The 25,328-nt window shown below is 41.5% G+C and carries 6 protein-coding genes, 4 tRNA genes and 6 rRNA genes; 1 reads left to right on the top strand and 15 read right to left on the bottom strand.

Translation table 11 applies throughout. The annotated features are described in order from the left end of the window. Positions 1-9: 9 nt before the first annotated feature. Positions 10-885: a DMT family transporter gene (locus FW768_RS18665; protein WP_153397972.1), complete on the bottom strand. Its 876-nt coding sequence runs from the start codon at positions 883-885 to the stop codon at positions 10-12. A 396-nt stretch (positions 886-1,281) separates the two neighbouring features. Between FW768_RS18665 and FW768_RS18660 the strand changes: the two genes are divergently transcribed. Beyond that, the gene (locus FW768_RS18660) at positions 1,282-2,910 is read left to right on the top strand and encodes an acyl-CoA carboxylase subunit beta (protein WP_153397970.1); all 1,629 of its coding nucleotides are present in this window, start codon (positions 1,282-1,284) and stop codon (positions 2,908-2,910) included. A gap of 1,259 nt (positions 2,911-4,169) precedes the next feature. On the opposite strand, the gene rrf (FW768_RS18655) is transcribed toward FW768_RS18660, so the two are convergent. The 14 genes from rrf (FW768_RS18655) to ruvA all read right to left on the bottom strand — a co-directional run bounded on the left by rrf (FW768_RS18655) (position 4,170) and on the right by ruvA (position 25,304). Beyond that, a 5S ribosomal RNA gene (rrf, locus tag FW768_RS18655) occupies positions 4,170-4,278 on the bottom strand. Positions 4,279-4,435: 157 nt separating this feature from the next. Next, positions 4,436-7,195, bottom strand: a 23S ribosomal RNA gene (locus FW768_RS18650). A 157-nt stretch (positions 7,196-7,352) separates the two neighbouring features. Next, positions 7,353-7,426: transfer RNA gene (locus FW768_RS18645), tRNA-Ala, on the bottom strand. A gap of 82 nt (positions 7,427-7,508) precedes the next feature. Further along, positions 7,509-7,582: transfer RNA gene (locus FW768_RS18640), tRNA-Ile, on the bottom strand. Positions 7,583-7,789: 207 nt separating this feature from the next. After that, a 16S ribosomal RNA gene (locus tag FW768_RS18635) occupies positions 7,790-9,306 on the bottom strand. A 1,254-nt stretch (positions 9,307-10,560) separates the two neighbouring features. After that, a 5S ribosomal RNA gene (gene rrf / locus FW768_RS18630) occupies positions 10,561-10,669 on the bottom strand. Positions 10,670-10,826: 157 nt separating this feature from the next. Beyond that, positions 10,827-13,586 (bottom strand): 23S ribosomal RNA (locus FW768_RS18625). A gap of 157 nt (positions 13,587-13,743) precedes the next feature. Beyond that, positions 13,744-13,817: transfer RNA gene (locus FW768_RS18620), tRNA-Ala, on the bottom strand. A gap of 82 nt (positions 13,818-13,899) precedes the next feature. Continuing rightward, positions 13,900-13,973: transfer RNA gene (locus FW768_RS18615), tRNA-Ile, on the bottom strand. Positions 13,974-14,180: 207 nt separating this feature from the next. Further along, a 16S ribosomal RNA gene (locus FW768_RS18610) occupies positions 14,181-15,697 on the bottom strand. Together the 16S, 23S and 5S rRNA genes with 4 tRNA genes alongside form the textbook arrangement of a ribosomal RNA operon. Before the next feature lie 1,104 nt (positions 15,698-16,801). After that, positions 16,802-17,128, bottom strand: coding sequence for a VanZ family protein (locus FW768_RS18605; protein ID WP_153397968.1), 327 nt, complete (start codon positions 17,126-17,128; stop codon positions 16,802-16,804). Positions 17,129-17,153: 25 nt separating this feature from the next. Further along, entirely contained in the window at positions 17,154-17,531 is a 378-nt protein-coding gene (gcvH, locus tag FW768_RS18600) for a glycine cleavage system protein GcvH (protein WP_153397966.1), read from the bottom strand. A 111-nt stretch (positions 17,532-17,642) separates the two neighbouring features. After that, positions 17,643-24,713, bottom strand: coding sequence for a T9SS outer membrane translocon Sov/SprA (gene sov / locus FW768_RS18595; protein WP_449397384.1), 7,071 nt, complete (start codon positions 24,711-24,713; stop codon positions 17,643-17,645). Positions 24,714-24,719: 6 nt separating this feature from the next. Then, complete coding sequence (gene ruvA, locus FW768_RS18590) at positions 24,720-25,304, bottom strand: Holliday junction branch migration protein RuvA (protein WP_153397965.1); 585 nt, start codon at positions 25,302-25,304, stop codon at positions 24,720-24,722. Between the last annotated feature and the right edge of the window lie 24 nt (positions 25,305-25,328).

The following is a 25,328-nucleotide window of genomic DNA, read 5'->3' as shown; positions in this document are numbered from 1 at the left end:
TGATGCTAGTTAAAGTTTTTTTGTTTTATAGCTTTTTATGACCCCATTAGCAATGATAGCCAGAATCATAACTGCTGAGGCTATATAAAATACAGGACTCATCTGTTCTGATTCTCCAAAGATAAAAAAAGCTAGTATAATTCCGTAGACAGGTTCCAAATTAACTGTTAAAATTAGTGTAAAAGGCGATATATACTTCATTAGCTTCACAGATTCAAGCATCGGATAAGCTGTAAAAACACTTGCTAACAAGCATATTAACGCTAAATCACGGTAATTTATTTCACTCATTTCAAAAAACTGTCCAGTGAACAGATAAAATAACATTAAAATAAACCATCCGCAAAATATTTCATAAAATATAATGTTATCTGAACTCGTTTTTCCAAACATTTTTCCGTTAAAAACAGAAAAGATAGTTCCAAAGATCGCACATAGAATTCCATAAAAAATTCCTTCTTTATACTGAAACTCTGTTTTAAAAATAAGTAATATACAGGCTACGATCACGATTCCCATAATTACTTCAGACACATCAATCTTTCTTTTAAAAATAATAGGCTCCAATACGGAAGCAAAGAGTGTTGATAAGGAGAGACAGCTCAAAGCTATGGAGACATTGGAAATTTTAATAGAATAAAAAAAACAATACCAATGCAGAGCCATGGCAAAACCAATAGCGGCCAGCTGAAAAAATATTTTTTTGGAAACTCTGATGCTTTCTTTTTTGAAAAACCTAATGAAGACAAATAGAAAAACAGCGGCAAACAGCATTCGGTAAAATACCAGAACCTGGGCATTGGCATGAATCATTTTTCCTAGAATTGCAGTGAAGCCCCACAAAAAAACAATCAAATGCAATCTGAAAAGTGCTAATTTATGCATCTTATACCTCTTATAAATTTTTAACATGCAAATTTACAAATAGCTTTCGCAATAATTAGCAAAAAGGTAAATTAAGTCATAGAAAAAAATATAAAATGTAAAAATAAGTTCATTTAATCAATTTTATACAACAAAAAAACCCTGAAAATTTGTTCAACTTTCAGGGCCTTCAAATAATAAACTATTAAAAAAATAAACTAGGAACTTAGAGTATTTAGCAGGGAATATCTTCCCTTTTACTCTGAGGTAAAGTTAGAAAAAATATAAATCATTTAAAAATATTTTTTTGTTAAAAAATTCACAATTTTCTGAGAACCAATATATTAAACACTTGTTTTACTCCAACTTGTATTCCTTATAAAAATAGTATCTTTAGACGTAAAAAATTGAAGTTTTATGGACATTGAATTCAACAAACGGGAAGATCAAAATAGGTTAAAATTATCTGAGATCAATCAATTACTCGCTGAAATAAAAAAAGGAGGCGGAGAGAAAAGACTCCAAAAGCTTCGTGATGAAGGAAAAATGACAGCAAGAGAGAGAATTGAGTATCTTCTTGATAAAGGTTCAGATTCCATAGAAATCGGAGCATTTGCCGGCTATGAAATGTATAAAGAGCACGGAGGATGTCCTAGCGGTGGTGTTGTAGTGGTGATGGGATATGTTTCCGGCAGACAGTGTCTCGTTGTAGCCAATGATGCTTCTGTAAAAGCAGGCGCATGGTTTCCTATTACCGGGAAAAAAAATCTGAGGGCTCAGGAAATTGCTATGGAAAATAAACTTCCTATTATTTACCTTGTGGATTCCGCAGGAGTTTATCTGCCAATGCAGGATGAGATTTTCCCGGATAAAGAGCACTTTGGACGTATTTTCAGAAATAATGCAAAAATGAGCTCTATGGGAATCATCCAGATCTCTGCAGTAATGGGAAGTTGTGTTGCAGGCGGAGCTTATCTGCCTATTATGAGTGATGAAGCCATGATTGTTGATAAAACAGGCTCTATTTTCCTAGCAGGAAGTTATCTTGTAAAAGCAGCCATCGGAGAAAGTATCGATAACGAAACCCTTGGCGGTGCTACCACTCATTGTTCAATTTCCGGGGTAACCGATTATAAAGCAAAAGACGATAAAGACGCCCTAGACAGGATTAAAAATATTATGAAGTCTGTTGGAAGTACCGAAAAAGCGGGTTTCGACAGAATAGAAAGTTTTCCGCCTAAAGAAAATCCGGATCATATTTTTGGAATCATCCCTTCTTCCAGAGCAGAACAATATGATACGTTTGACATCATAAAATGTCTTGTTGATAATTCTGAATATGAAGAATACAAACCAGATTACGGGAAAAGTATTATTTGTGCAACAGCCCGAGTGGATGGTTGGTCTGTAGGTATCGTTGCCAACCAAAGAAAACTGGTAAAAAGCGGTAAAGGCGAAATGCAGTTCGGAGGCGTTATCTATTCTGATTCTGCAGATAAGGCAACCCGGTTCATAGCCAATTGTAATCAACGAAAAATACCATTGATATTCCTTCAGGACGTTACCGGATTTATGGTAGGTTCGAAGTCGGAGCACGGCGGAATTATCAAAGACGGAGCGAAAATGGTAAATGCTGTTTCTAATTCAGTAGTACCTAAATTCACAATAATCACAGGAAACTCTTATGGGGCCGGAAATTATGCCATGTGCGGCAAAGCTTATGACCCACGACTTATTGTTGCATGGCCTTGGGCAGATCTTGCCGTAATGGGAGGAGCCCAGGCAGCAAAGGTTTTAGCACAGATACAGGAATCAACGCTAAAAAAACAAGGCAAAGAGATCTCTGAAGAAGAGCATCAGGAGATTCTGGATACGATTACAAAGAAATATCAAAAGCAGACTGAAGCTACTTATGCAGCAGCGAGGTTATGGACAGATGCTATTATCAATCCAATAGATACCAGAAAATGGATTTCTATGGGGATTGAAGCAGCAAATCATGCTCCAATTACGGAGAAATTTAACCTAGGTGTCATTCAAGTATAAAAAAATCATTTTCAACAGAAAAGCAATTAATATTTTCAGTAAAATCTAAAAAAACAATGATAAAAATGTAAAAAATCTCATTTTGTCATTGTTTTTTTTGATAATTATACAGCAAAACCATTTTATCATGAAATATAATTAAAATTTTGTTCTATTAATAGCTTTTAACTATTTCTTGACACTGGATCAAAAAAAAGTGTCATTTACCTTGTAATCTTTTTCGTTTCGATTTTCAAAGGTTTGAAAAACAGTTTAAAGAAAATCGCCTAAAAAAGAAAAAATTTCACAGACATTTATAGATCTTCCTGCTGAAAACGGAAAAACTATACATTTCATTTTAAATGAAAATAGTCTTACTGATCAGAGGCTTAATTCTGTGCTTACTTTCGACTGCGTGAATCATCATTAAAACTGACCGTTTTTAAAGATTTATTATTAAAGCAGTTCAGTATATTTTTTTGTAGATCCTTACAAAACAGCCCAGGGAGAATATAGAATCTACAGTACTTTCTGAGGCTTCGAAGACATAATTACCTGTTGTAGAGCCGAAGAAAATCATTTTTATTAAAGAATTATCCACTGTCAGAGATCCATTAGAAGCAAAGGCTGTCATCAATTTCCCCTTCGGAAACCAGATCATAAATTTAGACTTATAGCTGAAAATTTTTGATCCTGCCAGAAGGCCTTTAATATTACTGAAAGCAGCATATTCGAACAACCTATCCGAATATTAATACACTCAAAGAAAGCGCTATTGATAAGGCCCAAAGAATATCATTCACTTTAACGAAAAAAACAATTTCCAGTTCTTATTCTGATCAGGGTATTGAAGTATATTTAATTCTGCTAAATATAAAAAATGTGTTTACAAAGTATCTGTTTCAACTTTTCCACTGGGTAGGAGCAAGATTTTATGACGTGATCGTAAATAACTTTTTCATGAGCATTTTCCCGCTATCCGCTCATACTCCTCACGCCATTAGCTGTTCCCTGCCTCAATCCTTTCTTTTCCATCCAGTTGCGGGGTAACCGCTGCTATCGGGGCTAGGGTTTATCAGCAATAGATAATGGCAGACAAAGATGGGTAACAGCTTACTGTTTTTAAGATAAATAAAGCCACTTCGCTTATTTTTGAAATACAAAGATTTGATCAGGTATCGCTTATTACTATCACCTATTCCCTAATTCCTTCTCCCTATTGCAGTATACAACAAAAAAAGTCTCATACAAAACTGTATGAGACTTTCTAATAATATAAAAACTGGCGGCGGCCTACTCTCCCGCTTGTCGCAGTACCATCGGCGCTGGTGGGCTTAACTTCTGTGTTCGGAATGGGAACAGGTGAGCCCCACCGCTAAAACCACCCTAAAGAAGGTATATAGCTGTAGGCAGTAGGCTATAAGCTTCAAGCTTACAGCGTAAAGCATACTGCTTTTTTATCGATAAAAACTTTCACAAAGACAAAACCTTAACTGCGCATAAAAGGCTTGTATAATTTAAATTATATTTGTTATAGCAACCTATAGGCTATAAATCTACGGGTAATTAGTACTACTCGGCTATGACATTACTGCCTTTACACCTATAGCCTATCAACGTGGTCATCTCCCACGACCCTTAAAAGATGTCTCATCTTGAGGCGAGTTTCGCACTTATATGCTTTCAGTGCTTATCTCTTCCAAACGTAGCTACTCAGCGGTGCACCTGGCGGTACAACTGATACACCAGAGGTTTGTTCAATTCGGTCCTCTCGTACTAGAATCAAGCCCTCTCAAACATCTAACGCCCGCAATAGATAGAGACCGAACTGTCTCACGACGTTCTGAACCCAGCTCGCGTGCCACTTTAATGGGCGAACAGCCCAACCCTTGGGACCTTCTCCAGCCCCAGGATGTGACGAGCCGACATCGAGGTGCCGAACCTCCCCGTCGATGTGAGCTCTTGGGGGAGACTAGCCTGTTATCCCCGGAGTACCTTTTATCCTATGAGCGATGGCCCTTCCATACGGAACCACCGGATCACTATGTCCTGCTTTCGCACCTGATCGACTTGTTGGTCTCACAGTCAAGCACCCTTATGCCATTACACTCTACGCACGGTTACCAAGCGTGCTGAGGGTACCTTTGAAAGCCTCCGTTACTCTTTTGGAGGCGACCACCCCAGTCAAACTACCCACCACGCAATGTCCTTCAATTCAGAAGTTAGGCTCCAAGTAAGTAAAGGGTGGTATTTCAACGTTGGCTCCACCAACACTAGCGTGCCGGCTTCAAAGCCTCCCACCTATCCTACACATTACTTACTCAAAGTCAATACGAAGTTATAGTAAAGGTTCACAGGGTCTTTTCGTCCCATTGCGGGTAATCGGCATCTTCACCGATACTACAATTTCACCGAGCTCGTGGCTGAGACAGTGCCCAGATCGTTACACCATTCGTGCAGGTCGGAACTTACCCGACAAGGAATTTCGCTACCTTAGGACCGTTATAGTTACGGCCGCCGTTTACTGGGGCTTCAGTTAATGCCTTCGGTTTAACCCTAAGCACCTTCCTTAACCTTCCAGCACCGGGCAGGTGTCAGACCCTATACAGCATCTTTCGATTTAGCAGAGTCCTGTGTTTTTGATAAACAGTCGCCTGGGCCTCTTCACTGCGGCCACCATTGCTGATGGCGTCTCTTCTTCCGAAGTTACGAGACTATTTTGCCTAGTTCCTTAGCCACGACTCACTCGAGCACCTTAGGATTCTCTCCTCGACTACCTGTGTCGGTTTTGGTACGGGTTGCTTCAATTCGGCTTTTCTTGGATCAGATTACACTACAGCAGCTTCGCCCGAAGGCTAGGCCTTGACTATTCCGTCAGTCTCCAGCAGCTACATCCAACCGTCCCCTTTATTCTTGAGCAAGTATGGGAATATTAACCCATTGTCCATCCACTACCCCTTTCGGGTTCGCGTTAGGTCCCGACTAACCCTCAGCTGATTAGCATGGCTGAGGAAACCTTAGTCTTTCGGTGAGGGGGTTTCTCGCCCCCTTTATCGTTACTTATGCCTACATTTTCTTTTCTATCCGCTCCACAATACCTCACAGTACTGCTTCGGCGCAAATAGAATGCTCTCCTACCAGATATACCCCTAAGGTATAAATCCATAGCTTCGGTAATATGTTTATGCCCGATTATTATCCATGCCGGACCGCTCGACTAGTGAGCTGTTACGCACTCTTTAAATGAATGGCTGCTTCCAAGCCAACATCCTAGCTGTCAATGCAGTCCAACCGCGTTGCTTCAACTTAACATATATTTGGGGACCTTAGCTGTTGGTCTGGGTTCTTTCCCTCTCGGACATGGACCTTAGCACCCATGCCCTCACTGCCGACGAACATTTATTAGCATTCGGAGTTTGTCAGGAATTGGTAGGTGGTGAAACCCCCGCATCCAATCAGTAGCTCTACCTCTAATAAACTTAACATCGACGCTGCACCTAAATGCATTTCGGAGAGTACGAGCTATCTCCCAGTTTGATTGGCCTTTCACCCCTACCCACAGGTCATCCGAAGACTTTTCAACGTCAACCGGTTCGGTCCTCCACTCTGTGTTACCAGAGCTTCAACCTGCCCATGGGTAGATCACAAGGTTTCGCGTCTAATCCTACTAACTAACCGCCCTATTCAGACTCGCTTTCGCTCCGGCTCCGGTACTTAATACCTTAACCTCGCTAGTAAAATTAACTCGTAGGCTCATTATGCAAAAGGCACGCCGTCACAGCTTAATGCTGCTCCGACCGCTTGTAGGCGTACGGTTTCAGGTTCTATTTCACCCTTCTATTCGAAGTGCTTTTCACCTTTCCTTCACAGTACTTGTTCACTATCGGTCTTTCAGGAGTATTTAGCCTTGGAGGATGGTCCCCCCATATTCAGACAGGATTTCACGTGTCCCGCCCTACTCATTTATCACTCAAATATGCCTTTCATATACGGGGCTATCACCCTCTACGGCTGTTCTTTCCAGAACATTCTATTAAACATATATCAGCTTTTGGGCTAATCCGCTTTCGCTCGCCACTACTTACGGAATCTCTTCGATTTCTTTTCCTCCGGGTACTTAGATGTTTCAGTTCTCCGGGTTTGCTTCCCCTAAGGGATGACATGTCTTCAACATGCCGGGTTGCCCCATTCGGACATCTGCGGATCTATTCGTGTGTGCCGATCCCCGCAGCTTTTCGCAGCTTACCACGTCCTTCTTCGCCTCTGAAAGCCTAGGCATCCGCCATACGCCCTTAACGATTTCTTTCCTATTTTTAGGTTACTCAAGCGCTTTTATGCGCTCGGTTTTCTCTTTGTGATGTCTTTACCGTTAATGTCAATGATCTTTAATGCTATTTCTGCTTTAACCCGCAAATATTGTTTTTGGCTCTATTTGCTTTTTTAAGATTAAAACATCCACTATGTGGAGAATAAGGGAGTCGAACCCTTGACCTCCTGCGTGCAAGGCAGGCGCTCTAGCCAGCTGAGCTAATTCCCCCTCTAGGTGCTGTAGGCTTTACGCTATAAAACCAAGGCTTAATGCCTCCAGCTTAATGCTTATTGCTTACCGCTTTAATTAGTAGTCTCGGGCAGGCTCGAACTGCCGACCTCTACATTATCAGTGTAGCGCTCTAACCAGCTGAGCTACGAGACTGTCTGTTAGACTAACAGATTTCAGATAATAGATACCAGACTTAGCTTTTTCTTTTATCTTTCCTCTCGTCTCAATCCCTTTTACTAATTTCTAGTGGGTGTTGTATTGTTTTATATATCAACCAAATAAAAAACTAAAGCTGAACTTTAAGTAAGTTCGTGTGTATCTTACGATACTTAATTTTGTTTAACGTTCTTCAACGCTCTAAAATGAGATGTTCCAGCCGCACCTTCCGGTACGGCTACCTTGTTACGACTTAGCCCTAGTTACCTGTTTTACCCTAGGCAGCTCCTGTTACGGTCACCGACTTCAGGTACCCCAGACTTCCATGGCTTGACGGGCGGTGTGTACAAGGCCCGGGAACGTATTCACCGCGCCATGGCTGATGCGCGATTACTAGCGATTCCAGCTTCATAGAGTCGAGTTGCAGACTCCAATCCGAACTGAGACCGGCTTTCGAGATTTGCATCACATCGCTGTGTAGCTGCCCTCTGTACCGGCCATTGTATTACGTGTGTGGCCCAAGGCGTAAGGGCCGTGATGATTTGACGTCATCCCCACCTTCCTCTCTACTTGCGTAGGCAGTCTCACTAGAGTCCCCAACTTAATGATGGCAACTAGTGACAGGGGTTGCGCTCGTTGCAGGACTTAACCTAACACCTCACGGCACGAGCTGACGACAACCATGCAGCACCTTGAAAAATGTCCGAAGAAAAGTCTATTTCTAAACCTGTCATTTCCCATTTAAGCCTTGGTAAGGTTCCTCGCGTATCATCGAATTAAACCACATAATCCACCGCTTGTGCGGGCCCCCGTCAATTCCTTTGAGTTTCATTCTTGCGAACGTACTCCCCAGGTGGCTAACTTATCACTTTCGCTTAGTCTCTGAATCCGAAAATCCAAAAACGAGTTAGCATCGTTTACGGCGTGGACTACCAGGGTATCTAATCCTGTTCGCTCCCCACGCTTTCGTCCATCAGCGTCAGTTGTTGCTTAGTAACCTGCCTTCGCAATTGGTGTTCTAAGTAATATCTATGCATTTCACCGCTACACTACTTATTCCAGCTACTTCAACAACACTCAAGACATGCAGTATCAATGGCAGTTTCACAGTTAAGCTGTGAGATTTCACCACTGACTTACACATCAGCCTACGGACCCTTTAAACCCAATAAATCCGGATAACGCTTGCACCCTCCGTATTACCGCGGCTGCTGGCACGGAGTTAGCCGGTGCTTATTCGTATAGTACCTTCAGCTAGATACACGTATCTAGGTTTATCCCTATACAAAAGAAGTTTACAACCCATAGGGCCGTCATCCTTCACGCGGGATGGCTGGATCAGGCTTGCACCCATTGTCCAATATTCCTCACTGCTGCCTCCCGTAGGAGTCTGGTCCGTGTCTCAGTACCAGTGTGGGGGATCACCCTCTCAGGCCCCCTAAAGATCGTAGACTTGGTGAGCCGTTACCTCACCAACTATCTAATCTTGCGCGTGCCCATCTCTATCCACCGGAGTTTTCAATATCAACTGATGCCAGTCAATATATTATGGGGTATTAATCTTCCTTTCGAAAGGCTATCCCCCAGATAAAGGCAGGTTGCACACGTGTTCCGCACCCGTACGCCGCTCTCTCTGTCCCGAAAGACAAATACCGCTCGGCTTGCATGTGTTAGGCCTCCCGCTAGCGTTCATCCTGAGCCAGGATCAAACTCTCCATTGTATGTTTGTCCCGAGCTCACTCAAAGTTTCTTAACGCTTTAGTTTTTCCTTACTTGGTTGTTATATTGTATGTCAATGATCTTTATATCTTTCCGCTTTCATAAAGAACTCTCTCTGTCGTTCTGTTCCTTATTTGCGGTTGCAAAAGTAATAACTTATTTCTTAATGACCAAATATTTTGAAAGAAAATTTTAAAGTTTTTTTAGTAACCTTAACCCCTCTCTAAAACTCAATCCTTAACTCCTGCGCTTCCCGGCAAACCGGACTGCAAAGGTAAACATTTTTTTTAATTCCACAAAACTTATTTTATAAAGTTTTTTCGGTCTCCTTAAATGAATACTTAGAGTGTTTTTTATTCTTCTGCGCTTACTGATAATCTCTCGTTTTCAGTGCGGCAAAGATAACAACTTATACCGTCATAAAACAAACTTACTTAACATAAAATTCATATAATATTTATATTGTGGATAAGTATTGTCATAAGATTCTATTTTTGAATACGTTAATGGAATAGTAGACTTATCCACAATAACAGATTATTAGTTAATAGTTGTGGAGAGATCCTCAAAATACTGGAAAACAAGATGGAGACCAGGAATAAAGCCAGGAAAAAAAACTTCAAAGTCTGGAGGATAAGCTAGGTTTAGTGTAAGGAAAATATTAGAGGAAACATGTGGAAAACGGACTGGATATAAAAGGAAGTATTATTATAGAAAACAATATTTAAGAACTGGAAAGATTATTTTCAAACAAATCCCACAGGCAGCACGGAACTTCATGTTTAATAATTCTCGCTAATCAGGCGGATTGAGCAGATCTTTATTTTACAGATATTAAAAAATATTGTTAAAAATATTGGAATCTAGATTTTGGCTAAAGCTTTTCTGTTCTGCTTTGCTGTAAGCAGGCTTTAGCCCGCTTCTATTGAATATATTGTTTATCAATTAAATGTTTCTAAAAGTTTAAGACAAAAAAATCCCGTACATTATTTTGTACGGGATTTTGTATTCTTTATTTTGATTAATCAGATATTATAGCTACAGGCCGCCCTTACAGGACTAGCAAATCCAAAACATAATATGAATCTATGCTATTAACAGGGCGCTCCTACGGAGCTTACCAGCGTACTGCTTATAGCTTATAGCTTATAGCTTATAGCTTATAGCTTATAGCTTATAGCTCAAAAATAATGGGTGCAGTATACAACAAAAAAAAGTCTCATACAAAACTGTATGAGACTTTCTAATAATATAAAAACTGGCGGCGGCCTACTCTCCCGCTTGTCGCAGTACCATCGGCGCTGGTGGGCTTAACTTCTGTGTTCGGAATGGGAACAGGTGAGCCCCACCGCTAAAACCACCCTAAAGAAGGTATATAGCTGTAGGCAGTAGGCTATAAGCTTCAAGCTTACAGCGTAAAGCATACTGCTTTTTTATCGATAAAAACTTTCACAAAGACAAAACCTTAACTGCGCATAAAAGGCTTGTATAATTTAAATTATATTTGTTATAGCAACCTATAGGCTATAAATCTACGGGTAATTAGTACTACTCGGCTATGACATTACTGCCTTTACACCTATAGCCTATCAACGTGGTCATCTCCCACGACCCTTAAAAGATGTCTCATCTTGAGGCGAGTTTCGCACTTATATGCTTTCAGTGCTTATCTCTTCCAAACGTAGCTACTCAGCGGTGCACCTGGCGGTACAACTGATACACCAGAGGTTTGTTCAATTCGGTCCTCTCGTACTAGAATCAAGCCCTCTCAAACATCTAACGCCCGCAATAGATAGAGACCGAACTGTCTCACGACGTTCTGAACCCAGCTCGCGTGCCACTTTAATGGGCGAACAGCCCAACCCTTGGGACCTTCTCCAGCCCCAGGATGTGACGAGCCGACATCGAGGTGCCGAACCTCCCCGTCGATGTGAGCTCTTGGGGGAGACTAGCCTGTTATCCCCGGAGTACCTTTTATCCTATGAGCGATGGCCCTTCCATACGGAACCACCGGATCACTATGTCCTGCTTTCGCACCTGATCGACTTGTTGGTCTCACAGTCAAGCACCCTTATGCCATTACACTCTACGCACGGTTACCAAGCGTGCTGAGGGTACCTTTGAAAGCCTCCGTTACTCTTTTGGAGGCGACCACCCCAGTCAAACTACCCACCACGCAATGTCCTTCAATTCAGAAGTTAGGCTCCAAGTAAGTAAAGGGTGGTATTTCAACGTTGGCTCCACCAACACTAGCGTGCCGGCTTCAAAGCCTCCCACCTATCCTACACATTACTTACTCAAAGTCAATACGAAGTTATAGTAAAGGTTCACAGGGTCTTTTCGTCCCATTGCGGGTAATCGGCATCTTCACCGATACTACAATTTCACCGAGCTCGTGGCTGAGACAGTGCCCAGATCGTTACACCATTCGTGCAGGTCGGAACTTACCCGACAAGGAATTTCGCTACCTTAGGACCGTTATAGTTACGGCCGCCGTTTACTGGGGCTTCAGTTAATGCCTTCGGTTTAACCCTAAGCACCTTCCTTAACCTTCCAGCACCGGGCAGGTGTCAGACCCTATACAGCATCTTTCGATTTAGCAGAGTCCTGTGTTTTTGATAAACAGTCGCCTGGGCCTCTTCACTGCGGCCACCATTGCTGATGGCGTCTCTTCTTCCGAAGTTACGAGACTATTTTGCCTAGTTCCTTAGCCACGACTCACTCGAGCACCTTAGGATTCTCTCCTCGACTACCTGTGTCGGTTTTGGTACGGGTTGCTTCAATTCGGCTTTTCTTGGATCAGATTACACTACAGCAGCTTCGCCCGAAGGCTAGGCCTTGACTATTCCGTCAGTCTCCAGCAGCTACATCCAACCGTCCCCTTTATTCTTGAGCAAGTATGGGAATATTAACCCATTGTCCATCCACTACCCCTTTCGGGTTCGCGTTAGGTCCCGACTAACCCTCAGCTGATTAGCATGGCTGAGGAAACCTTAGTCTTTCGGTGAGGGGGTTTCTCGCCCCCTTTATCGTTACTTATGCCTACATTTTCTTTTCTATCCGCTCCACAATACCTCACAGTACTGCTTCGGCGCAAATAGAATGCTCTCCTACCAGATATACCCCTAAGGTATAAATCCATAGCTTCGGTAATATGTTTATGCCCGATTATTATCCATGCCGGACCGCTCGACTAGTGAGCTGTTACGCACTCTTTAAATGAATGGCTGCTTCCAAGCCAACATCCTAGCTGTCAATGCAGTCCAACCGCGTTGCTTCAACTTAACATATATTTGGGGACCTTAGCTGTTGGTCTGGGTTCTTTCCCTCTCGGACATGGACCTTAGCACCCATGCCCTCACTGCCGACGAACATTTATTAGCATTCGGAGTTTGTCAGGAATTGGTAGGTGGTGAAACCCCCGCATCCAATCAGTAGCTCTACCTCTAATAAACTTAACATCGACGCTGCACCTAAATGCATTTCGGAGAGTACGAGCTATCTCCCAGTTTGATTGGCCTTTCACCCCTACCCACAGGTCATCCGAAGACTTTTCAACGTCAACCGGTTCGGTCCTCCACTCTGTGTTACCAGAGCTTCAACCTGCCCATGGGTAGATCACAAGGTTTCGCGTCTAATCCTACTAACTAACCGCCCTATTCAGACTCGCTTTCGCTCCGGCTCCGGTACTTAATACCTTAACCTCGCTAGTAAAATTAACTCGTAGGCTCATTATGCAAAAGGCACGCCGTCACAGCTTAATGCTGCTCCGACCGCTTGTAGGCGTACGGTTTCAGGTTCTATTTCACCCTTCTATTCGAAGTGCTTTTCACCTTTCCTTCACAGTACTTGTTCACTATCGGTCTTTCAGGAGTATTTAGCCTTGGAGGATGGTCCCCCCATATTCAGACAGGATTTCACGTGTCCCGCCCTACTCATTTATCACTCAAATATGCCTTTCATATACGGGGCTATCACCCTCTACGGCTGTTCTTTCCAGAACATTCTATTAAACATATATCAGCTTTTGGGCTAATCCGCTTTCGCTCGCCACTACTTACGGAATCTCTTCGATTTCTTTTCCTCCGGGTACTTAGATGTTTCAGTTCTCCGGGTTTGCTTCCCCTAAGGGATGACATGTCTTCAACATGCCGGGTTGCCCCATTCGGACATCTGCGGATCTATTCGTGTGTGCCGATCCCCGCAGCTTTTCGCAGCTTACCACGTCCTTCTTCGCCTCTGAAAGCCTAGGCATCCGCCATACGCCCTTAACGATTTCTTTCCTATTTTTAGGTTACTCAAGCGCTTTTATGCGCTCGGTTTTCTCTTTGTGATGTCTTTACCGTTAATGTCAATGATCTTTAATGCTATTTCTGCTTTAACCCGCAAATATTGTTTTTGGCTCTATTTGCTTTTTTAAGATTAAAACATCCACTATGTGGAGAATAAGGGAGTCGAACCCTTGACCTCCTGCGTGCAAGGCAGGCGCTCTAGCCAGCTGAGCTAATTCCCCCTCTAGGTGCTGTAGGCTTTACGCTATAAAACCAAGGCTTAATGCCTCCAGCTTAATGCTTATTGCTTACCGCTTTAATTAGTAGTCTCGGGCAGGCTCGAACTGCCGACCTCTACATTATCAGTGTAGCGCTCTAACCAGCTGAGCTACGAGACTGTCTGTTAGACTAACAGATTTCAGATAATAGATACCAGACTTAGCTTTTTCTTTTATCTTTCCTCTCGTCTCAATCCCTTTTACTAATTTCTAGTGGGTGTTGTATTGTTTTATATATCAACCAAATAAAAAACTAAAGCTGAACTTTAAGTAAGTTCGTGTGTATCTTACGATACTTAATTTTGTTTAACGTTCTTCAACGCTCTAAAATGAGATGTTCCAGCCGCACCTTCCGGTACGGCTACCTTGTTACGACTTAGCCCTAGTTACCTGTTTTACCCTAGGCAGCTCCTGTTACGGTCACCGACTTCAGGTACCCCAGACTTCCATGGCTTGACGGGCGGTGTGTACAAGGCCCGGGAACGTATTCACCGCGCCATGGCTGATGCGCGATTACTAGCGATTCCAGCTTCATAGAGTCGAGTTGCAGACTCCAATCCGAACTGAGACCGGCTTTCGAGATTTGCATCACATCGCTGTGTAGCTGCCCTCTGTACCGGCCATTGTATTACGTGTGTGGCCCAAGGCGTAAGGGCCGTGATGATTTGACGTCATCCCCACCTTCCTCTCTACTTGCGTAGGCAGTCTCACTAGAGTCCCCAACTTAATGATGGCAACTAGTGACAGGGGTTGCGCTCGTTGCAGGACTTAACCTAACACCTCACGGCACGAGCTGACGACAACCATGCAGCACCTTGAAAAATGTCCGAAGAAAAGTCTATTTCTAAACCTGTCATTTCCCATTTAAGCCTTGGTAAGGTTCCTCGCGTATCATCGAATTAAACCACATAATCCACCGCTTGTGCGGGCCCCCGTCAATTCCTTTGAGTTTCATTCTTGCGAACGTACTCCCCAGGTGGCTAACTTATCACTTTCGCTTAGTCTCTGAATCCGAAAATCCAAAAACGAGTTAGCATCGTTTACGGCGTGGACTACCAGGGTATCTAATCCTGTTCGCTCCCCACGCTTTCGTCCATCAGCGTCAGTTGTTGCTTAGTAACCTGCCTTCGCAATTGGTGTTCTAAGTAATATCTATGCATTTCACCGCTACACTACTTATTCCAGCTACTTCAACAACACTCAAGACATGCAGTATCAATGGCAGTTTCACAGTTAAGCTGTGAGATTTCACCACTGACTTACACATCAGCCTACGGACCCTTTAAACCCAATAAATCCGGATAACGCTTGCACCCTCCGTATTACCGCGGCTGCTGGCACGGAGTTAGCCGGTGCTTATTCGTATAGTACCTTCAGCTAGATACACGTATCTAGGTTTATCCCTATACAAAAGAAGTTTACAACCCATAGGGCCGTCATCCTTCACGCGGGATGGCTGGATCAGGCTTGCACCCATTGTCCAATATTCCTCACTGCTGCCTCCCGTAGGAGTCTGGTCCGTGTCTCAGTACCAGTGTGGGGGATCACCCTCTCAGGCCCCCTAAAGATCGTAGACTTGGTGAGCCGTTACCTCACCAACTATCTAATCTTGCGCGTGCCCATCTCTATCCACCGGAGTTTTCAATATCAACTGATGCCAGTCAATATATTATGGGGTATTAATCTTCCTTTCGAAAGGCTATCCCCCAGATAAAGGCAGGTTGCACACGTGTTCCGCACCCGTACGCCGCTCTCTCTGTCCCGAAAGACAAATACCGCTCGGCTTGCATGTGTTAGGCCTCCCGCTAGCGTTCATCCTGAGCCAGGATCAAACTCTCCATTGTATGTTTGTCCCGAGCTCACTCAAAGTTTCTTAACGCTTTAGTTTTTCCTTACTTGGTTGTTATATTGTATGTCAATGATCTTTATATCTTTCCGCTTTCATAAAGAACTCTCTCTGTCGTTCTGTTCCTTATTTGCGGTTGCAAAAGTAATAACTTATTTCTTAATGACCAAATGTTTTGAAAGAAAATTTTAAAGTTTTTTTAGTAACCTTAACCCCTCTCTAAAACTCAATCCTTAACTCCTGCGCTTCCCGGCAAACCGGACTGCAAAGGTAAACATTTTTTTTAATTCCACAAAACTTATTTTATAAAGTTTTTTCGGTCTCCTTAAATGAATACTTAGAGTGTTTTTTATTCTTCTGCGCTTACTGATAATCTCTCGTTTTCAGTGCGGCAAAGATAACAACTTATACCGTCATAAAACAAACTTACTTAACATAAAATTCATATAATATTTATATTGTGGATAAGTATACCTTTTAAAATGCTTGTTTCATGCGTGTTAGGAGATATACAGAGTTATTAACAATGGCGGATTTGTTTTTACGATGCTTTGGAAAGAGGCTCTTGGGCATAGTTAGACGACGGAAATGCTGCTTTATATATAATAGATAGGCTTATTAATACGAGGGATTTCAAAAATGCTATAATAGGGTTTGGCTAAAGACGCATTGGAGGGATTGTTTTTAGGGGAAGAGGTTAAAACCCGTTCCTAGTGAATAGGGAAGACATGTACACACGATTTATTAAGAGGAGATTGGCGAGCCTCTTCCCCAGAGTCTATATATAATAGAGATATATTGGGGACAATGGGCGTTTTTTAATGGAAGAATCCGAAAGAGGGATTGGAATGAGTATCATTAAATAATTGGGAGAAAGAATTCTTTCATGAATAATCATCATAAAAGGTACACCTCACTAGCCCCGATAGCAGCGGTTACCCCGCAACATGCACTGGAAAGACGCTAGAAATGCCGCGGAAAGTAAAGCCTGAGGAGTAGAAGCGAATAGCGGGAAAGTGCTAATAAGCAATTATCTTATTAAAGGGATTTAAAATCTGGAGAAGTTGAAACGTGAAGTTCCTCTTTGACTTCAATAAAGTGATCAGAAAAATCGTTTGAGTAAAGCCTTATATATATAGTATCCCAAAAGACAACCTATAGTATCGGCTACGATATCGAGGGTTTCCATAGATCTTCCCAGTCCCATCTCTTCCTGAAGAATCTCCGTGAGAAAAGCGTAGATCAACATGATCTGAATGTAATAGGAAAACTTTATACGGGGAAATGTGGCCATAAAACAAAAGCCCAGAACGGCAAATATACTCAGGTGCAGGACTTTGTCAATACCGCTGAACATAAACCAGTACTCCTGATTTTCCTGCCCGGGTTTGAGAAGCATATAAGTAAGAAATGCCCAATAAATGGGCAAAATCTTACTAAATATTTTTGAAATTTTATCCAATGATAGCCTGGTATTCTTCTGCAGAAAGCAATTCAGACTGATCTGCACCGTCAGCAATTTCTAATTTGATGATCCATCCGTTTCCATAAGGCTCTGTATTCAACAGTTCAGGCTGATCTTCAAGATCTGAATTGAATTCAATTACTTTTCCTGCAATAGGTAAGAATAAATCTGAAACCGTCTTTACTGCTTCTACACTTCCGAAAACCGCTCCGCCTTCAAGATCATCATCTACTGTATCTACATCTACATACACAATATCGCCAAGCTCTCCCTGTGCAAAATCTGTAATACCAATCGTAGCAACATTTCCTTCAATCTTGATCCACTCGTGATCTTTAGTGTACTTTAATTCTGATGGTGTGTTCATTTTTAAATTTTTATTTTGTACAAATGTATTCAAAATTATACTAGCTTCAAATATCAGATATAAAAAATGTCCTTCAAAATTGAAGGACATTTGAGTTTATTTCACTTTATTTTAGAAACCACCTGAATCACCGAACGTAAACGTTGCAGAAATTCCGGCTCTGATAGTAGATAATGGGAATGCCGTTGATATCTTATATTTTGAAGTCATTTGTTCGTAGAAGACTCTCAGGTTAAGATTTTCGGAAACATTGTAATCTGCAGAAAGCTTAATATTCATTAGCTTTTGCCCTCCCGTCACCTGCGAATCATTCAGTAGAATATTCATAATAGAGGTTTTACTGTCCCTTAATGAGATGTCTCCCCTGATATTAAGGTCGCTTCCTTTTCCTCTGCTTCCTCTGGTATTGGCCATACCTAATCTGAAGTTTTTCACAATATAACCAAGCCTTACCACGTATTCTGTATTGGAATCTTCTGTCAGGGTATGGTTTACCAAACCTAGTGATAACATCCTGTTTTTGTTATACTGAATACCAAACTGCATATTATTTCTCATGGTAACATCTATTCCGATAAGCGGAGAGAATGATTCTACATAACCTACCTGTGAGAATGTAAATGGATTGATGTAGTCACCATTCACATCAAACACAGCATTAGGATCACTCCCTTTAGCAGTTAGGCTATTAAAATAATCAATACTTGACTGAACCCCTGCCGCTGTATAGGTTGCTGTGTAGGTATGTTGTATATCAAACTTAGAGAACTGACCATTAATAATCGGGATATTTCTCAATCCGGAATAGGTTAGTTTCCAGTTCGGAATTGGAAGTCCTGCTTTCTTTGCATTCCCCATCTGTTTTACAGATTTACCTTCAACAGCAGCTCTGAATGCAGGAATTAACACATAAGCATTGGAAATACTATAGCCGTCTGCAAAACCATCTGTTAATGGAGCATTAGGACCACCAAGCTGTTGTGAAAGTTCTCTTGCATTCTGCCTGATCGCCTGGTAAATCGCTTCGCTTTGCTTGAACGAGGTTTTCAACAGTACTACAGAATTAGAGTAAGTTACCAGATCATTAGCAAATACATAATCATGGTTTGTTGTTGCCAGGTTATTCCTGTTATTGAATCCTGACTGGGAGAAGTTTCTGTTATAATTATGCAACGCACTCAGATCTATTCTGAATTCATTAATTGGGACAATTTGTAAATTGGCTCTTAATTCCCGTGTTGACATCCGTATATAAGGATCTGTCATATAAGGAGAGTCACTTACCCATCCGTTCTCCAGAACGGTTCTTCTGACGTCAGCCTGAGACCCTAATAAGAATCCCATAGTAGGTCCTCCCAGGGTTTGACCGTAGCCATACCAGTTCGGAGCAGACAGTAAGCCAGGAAGTACTGTTCCGTTATTTTCAGAGTAATTAACATCCAGCTGTTTGAAAGAGGTCATGAAGAATGCTGCACTCTCAAGCGGTGTCAGTTTATTCTTGAACTTATATTTTTTGTATTTGAATCTTTTTTTCTCCCACTGCTGAGTATAAACATTATTCAGGGAGTCAATCTCCTGCTTACGTTTCTGAAGCTTTGTATTGATATTCTTAAAGTACTTAAACTGACTGAAGAACTTCGGAATATCCGCCGTTGCTGTTGCCAGGATCATATTGGTATTCTGACCAACAGAACCAAGGCTTCCTTCAGGACTCGAAAGGAGTGCTGTAGACCTTGCATTCCAGTTGTAGGTAAATCCATATCCTACTTCTGCATTAATGAAATCAAGATACGGAAGATACTGGAACGGAAGTTTATAGTTCAACTGTGCTCTGTGATTGTACAATACCGGCCTTCCCGCTCTGAATACATTTCCAAAAATGGATTTGTCATTCATGGTATTCACATCCACCTGATCATTAAGGGTTCTTGTAGCAGAATTGATTTCCAGCTTTAATGATTTTGTGAAATTGAAGCCCAACCCGTACTGCCATCCAAAATAGAAGTTTCTGTTTTTGATTGCATCGAAGCTGCTTCCTGTGTTTCCACTTAAAATAGCTTCTACATTTCTAAATTCAAGTTCATTATAATTTCTGTCGATTTCCGTTCTGAAAGATAATCTTGTAGGAATAGGATTGAAATTAAACTCTTTAACCCATCTCAGATACTTCGTTGATTTTGCCGTATCGCTGATCATTCTATTGAAAGGTTTGATCACCCACGGTTTGAAGGTATAATTATAATCAACATATCCTCTCAGATACTGTCTGTAATTTCTGGAAGTATAAATATCTCTGAAGTAATCATCGTTATATACCGCCGTTACAGAAACGTTCTCAATATCATAGAATTTAGGTTTCTTATTAGGGTTCATTCTTTCTTTATGCATATTCACTACCCCGATACTTCTCTGCTGGGTATATGTTCTCGCTACTTTTTTCAGCTGTTCTTTGTTGGCAGCTTTATTGAACTCTACATCGGTATCCAGTGGATTGTACTTAGGATCTTCGATGGTTTGTGAGTATGAATAGTTCAGAGGAATTTTCACTCCGCTTTTTTCAGGAAGGAATTTATCTACATTTACCGCTGTATTGATACTGAAAGCTGATTGGGTAGACTGGGTTCTTTCTGCCGGTTTTGAGTCTATGTTTCCAAATCCTACTGAGGTATAGGAAGCGCTGGTATTAACCGTTGCAAAATCTCCAAGATTAAAGTTCAAACTTGCATTTCCGGCATATCCTCCGTCATTTTCAATTTCAGAAAGACGAATCTCGTTCACCCATAGAACTCTGGTAATTGGACCTCCTACTCTGTCTCCTGCATTTCTTACCCCAATCATTATGGTTGTAATATTTCCTAAACTTGGACGTCCTTTGATATAAATTCTCTTTAAATCATCACCAAATACAGGATCCATGATTCTTTTGATGATATCAGTAGGTGAACTCTTGTCTCTTCGGATTTTAGCATCAACAAAGTTTTGGATTTCAAGATCTACATCATTTTCAAACGGCCAGATATCCATAGGTGCAGTTGCGGTCTTATCCGTCAATTTCAATGCTGACTCATATTCATAATAGTTATCTGTAGCATCACTACCGAAACGAATAAAGAATCTGGTTCTAGGATCTATTTGCCCGTTATTACTACCTCCACTAGGGGTAGGATCATGAGCGTGTACAAAAAGTTTCAGCTTTTTATATCTTCTCATATCCAGGGATGTATTTTTGAAAACTCCTCTGGCCTCTTCAAAAAGATTGTCCACTTTCATATACAAAGACGCTTCGTTTTGTCTCTGAGCTCCTGCATTTCCACTCAATACCTGTCTGTCAATTCCCGGAGGCAATACGTAAGGAGGCTGATTTAAAGCATTTTCTTCAATATTTACACTTCCAACCTCAAAATTATTGTTCATCGTATCAGGTCCTGTTGTTCCTTCATTAGGCTCAGGCACTGATATACTGGCAATTTTATTTGGATATCTTCTCCAATCTGATCGCACTAAATCCAATGTTCCAAATCTTAATGTAGAAGTCTGTTCGAATCCGGCTAACATTAATCTCGCAAATCTTACGTTATTAAGTACTGCTGATTTACGCTCTCCTTCTGCTCCAGTTTCCTCAAATTTGGAAACCGGGATTCTGAAAAGGTACCATTTTACATCTGAAGACTGTCCGTTCTGGAAGGTTGCCTTCACCGTTTTTACATCTACGATATTATTCTGTCCTAATGCAAGGTTTGGTTGGTCAAGTTTTACAACATATTCATTATAGCTTTCTGTTTGGTCAAGGTTATAATCTTTGTTGATATCTTCTGCATCCGGTGTCTGTGAAGCAACTTCCAATGAATTCGCCTGAGAGTTTCCTTCCGGGTTTCTGAAATATTTATATCTCTGTACCACAGAAGACGCCTGACTGCCCGTAAATTTCTCGGACATATAGAATACGAAGTCATCTACCGCAGGGTCTACCAGATTGGTTACCGGGTTCACAAATGTATTTCCGAATCTCGATGATTCCTGTTCTGAACTTAAGCCGTCATACCCAAGATCCTGTGCTCTTCTATCATCCCCTTCACTAGAGAATGCATAAAGGATAGGGGGTTGTTTTGGCTGAATTCCCCAATTGGAAGCAGATGTTGTAGAAGGTGCTCCTGCTGTAGGAAGACCATTCTCATACTGCATTTTTCCGTCTTTCAGGATGTCTTCAGAAACGTTTCCTAAGTGAAGTAAAAGTCTTGGCGGATTTCCAGGAGACGATCCTAGGGTATTACCATCGGCATACGGATCCATCATCCAGAATTCTACATATTCTATATTCGAAGTGATGAAGTTAGGTACACTCACCGGTCTCATAATTCCCGCCCATCTGCTGGCCGGAGCTTCTGCATTCGGATTCACATTATACGGACCTTTTTCCTGAGGGAAATAAGAAATATCCAGGGTATTGGTGAAAGTCTGCTCTCCAGCTACAAAATCCCTGTTGTTATAAATTTCGGAATATTGTACTCTTCTGGATGCATGATTGGACATTGACTGTGCCGTAATCCCTGCCGGAGCTCTTCCTCCAACTCCCCAGAACCTAGGGTCAATATTATACCAGGATAAAAGTCCTCTACCGTAACCGGTTGTTGTATCATCATTAGCCGGAACTCCGTTAAAAGGAGGGAGCACATTTTTCTCCGGTTTAGAGGCAAGACTCCATGCAGCAGGTTCTTTTAATGATATTTTAGAAGTAGTCTGCTCAAAATCGTCAATATAAGACTGGTCATTTGTTCCTTTATTAAGTCCCGGAAGCAAATAGGCAGCTTCCATCTTGAAGTTCAGATTGGATGGGGCTTCCGTATTTACCAATGGGATTTTATCCGTTAATCTTGTAAGGAAAGGTACCTGATTGTTATACATCATGTTGATACCCGCCATTGTATTATTAACAGCTTCCTGTCCGTAATTTACCTTTTGGGTAAGCGGAGATTCTGAATAATTAACAACCGTTCCTCCCAGAATAAAGTTCTCACTGAATCGTCTTTCGAGGTTTAAGCCGAGGAATCTTTTTCTCTGTGTATTAAAAGTCAGTTGATTTTCTAATGAAATATTGATGGCCTGTCCGGACTGTTTTACATTTTCATTGATAACTGTTACAGTACCCAGCATATAATCTACGGTGTAATCCACCCCTTCTGTCAGCTGTACTCCGTTTGCAGAAACTTTTACGGATCCCTGAGGAACGTTTACTGCACCAAGGGAAATTCCTTGTCCCTGTGTTCCTTTATAACGACCCTCTATGGTATAACGCTGTGCCAGGTTACTTGCCGTAGCGGTCTGTTTCTGCTGCTTATACAGGTCTGTGAAAACAAACTGCGGATCATTTCCAACCTGACTCTGCATAAAGGTTCCGAAAGGCTGTACTTTGGTAAAGATTATTCTTCCGGTTTCAGGTTTGATGGTAACACCATTAACAAAGTCAAAAATACCATCTCCCAGAACTCCTCCACTGTTTTGAATGTCACCATTCATATTGAGGCGGTCCCAATTCAACAATTTCAATAAATTTTTGTCTGCAACCGGTGTTCCGGGAAGATAATTTACTTTACCTCCGGTTTTAGGATCTCTGTAAAAAACGTTGAGGATAAAGCCATCCTGTGCAACCTGCCCTGCATCCAGAGAATAAATATTCTTCATCATCAGGTCCCACATCGGCGAATCTACATTCACTCTGTTATTTACTCTTAGGACTTTGGTTACCAGAACAGGGCTTTCTTCTGAAAATTCCCCTACTTTATACACTTTATTAGACCCATCTGTGTAGGAATAGGAAACAGCTAAAAGCTGATTCTCATTTAGTTTCTGATTTAATGAAATATATCCTAACTGAGGTTGTAATGTATATTCGTTGGAATTCAGCCTTCTTGCTTTGGTATTGAAGATAAACTGTTCCCCATTATCATAAGGCTGCGCACTTCCCGGAAAGGTCTGTCCCTGGAAATTGGGTGCATAATTTTTACCGGCCTCTCTAGGTGTTCCGATAGCGGTATTAATTGATGTATATAAGCCGTTTTGAGAGTTATCCGGCAACCCTGCTCCTTCTCCAAGATCTCTGATCCCGATAATACTTTTCTGATACGCCAGATTACTGTTCCCCTGATCAAGTACCCAGACTTCAAGCCTGGTAATATTCACTGTGGAATTGATCTGTGGATAGTTCATTAAGGCATTATCATAACGGTCATGGAAATAATGTCCAAGGAAAAAGTGCTGGTTATCTTCATAGTCAATCGCATTGACCTTAAAGTTATTCATCACACCACCACCCTGTACAACAATATTTCTTGCTTCACCCTGTTGTTGGGAAAGCACAACAGTTCCATAGGTTTTCCCAAGCTGGAACTCTGTTTTCATACCAAATAGAGACTGCGAACCCCGGATAAGACTGGTTGAAAGCGGCATGTTTACGTTACCGAATTCTACTCTTTTGATGATTTTATCTTCTCCTCCGGCACTTGGTTTATCAACATCACCTAAACCTTTAGTCTGTAAATCTTTCCAGTTTCCTTTTGCCTGCCAGACAAGATTCATTCTGTTCTCGAATGCAAAACCACTCTGGGTGTCATAATTGGCTTTTAGCTGAAGATTTTCTCCAACTTTTCCCAATAATCCCAGCTGTATTCTCTGATCGATGTCAAAGGTGAAACTCGTTCTGTTCTGCGGTAAAATCAGTGGATTGTCTATTTTCTGATACAAACCTGCAAAGTCTAAAGAGGCATATCCCGAAGGAATGATCTCAATCTTGTTGCTTCCGAAAATAGTTTCAAAAAGCTTGTTATTGATCATCAGAGAAGGAATAAGGCCTTTTCTGCGGGCATCACTTCTGTCTTTCCTGAAAAGCAGGTTGTATTTATCCGATTTCTCCTTATAATAAGCCCTTGTCTGGGTTGCCATCATAAATTCTTTATACTCTTCCGGAGACATGGCTGTAGGAGGACCGGTAATTATATTCCCAATTTTTGGATATATGAAATACATTCCGGTTTTTATGTCATAGTAGGCTTCGTATCTTGTAGGATCGGCCAGCTGATATTCCTTTTTTATAATCGCGGTATCACGTACCTGCTGTGCAAAGCCACTTACTGACATACACAGGAACGACAGGAACAAAAATATCTTAAAATGCTTATTCTTCGCCACCAAATGTTAAATGTTTTTTAAAATTTGTTTTACCAGTTCTTCTACAGAAACCTCCGGATTCTGCTTCAGAATTCTGTCTGCAATTTTTTCACTCATCCGTTTAGGAATCCCTAAAACTTCTAATGCAGATAACGATTCTTCCTTGATTTTATTATCTGCAAGGGCAGAAATGTTTTCTTCCGGAAGACTGAATTTCTGGACTTTATCTTTAAGATCTACAATGATCCTCTCTGCTGTTTTTGCCCCGATTCCTTTTGCTTTTTGAATGAGTGCACTGTTCTTTGAAAGTATGGCTGAAGAAATCTCCCCGAGACTTAAAGTAGAAAGCAGGATAAGTGCTGAAACAGCGCCTACCCCATTAACGCTTATTAACAGGTTGAACATCTCTTTTTCTGAACGAGTGTTAAAACCGAAGAGAAGGTGGGCATCTTCCCGGATGATCTGCTGGGTAAATAAGAAAGCCGGCTGATTCAGGGCCAGTACCTGGGAGGTCATCAAACTGATACCTACATAGTAACCAACTCCTTGTACATTGATCACTGCGTAGGTGGGCGTAAGTTCTTGAACGCTGCCTTGTAAAGAAAATATCATTATTAATTTTTAAAACTCCCAAAT

Source organism: Chryseobacterium vaccae, assembly GCF_009602705.1.
GTDB lineage: Bacteria > Bacteroidota > Bacteroidia > Flavobacteriales > Weeksellaceae > Chryseobacterium > Chryseobacterium vaccae.
The sequence above is the reverse complement of the archived record's forward strand: the minus strand, read 5'-3'. Positions and strand labels throughout refer to the sequence as shown.

What these genes read in the sequence shown, in the direction of transcription:
- FW768_RS18660 (WP_153397970.1), top strand. Translation starts at nt 1,282, where the DNA reads ATGGACATTGAATTCAACAAACGGGAAGATCAAAATAGGTTAAAATTA.
- FW768_RS18665 (WP_153397972.1), bottom strand. Translation starts at nt 885, where the DNA reads ATGCATAAATTAGCACTTTTCAGATTGCATTTGATTGTTTTTTTGTGG.
- gcvH (WP_153397966.1), bottom strand. Translation starts at nt 17,531, where the DNA reads ATGAACACACCATCAGAATTAAAGTACACTAAAGATCACGAGTGGATC.
- ruvA (WP_153397965.1), bottom strand. Translation starts at nt 25,304, where the DNA reads ATGATATTTTCTTTACAAGGCAGCGTTCAAGAACTTACGCCCACCTAC.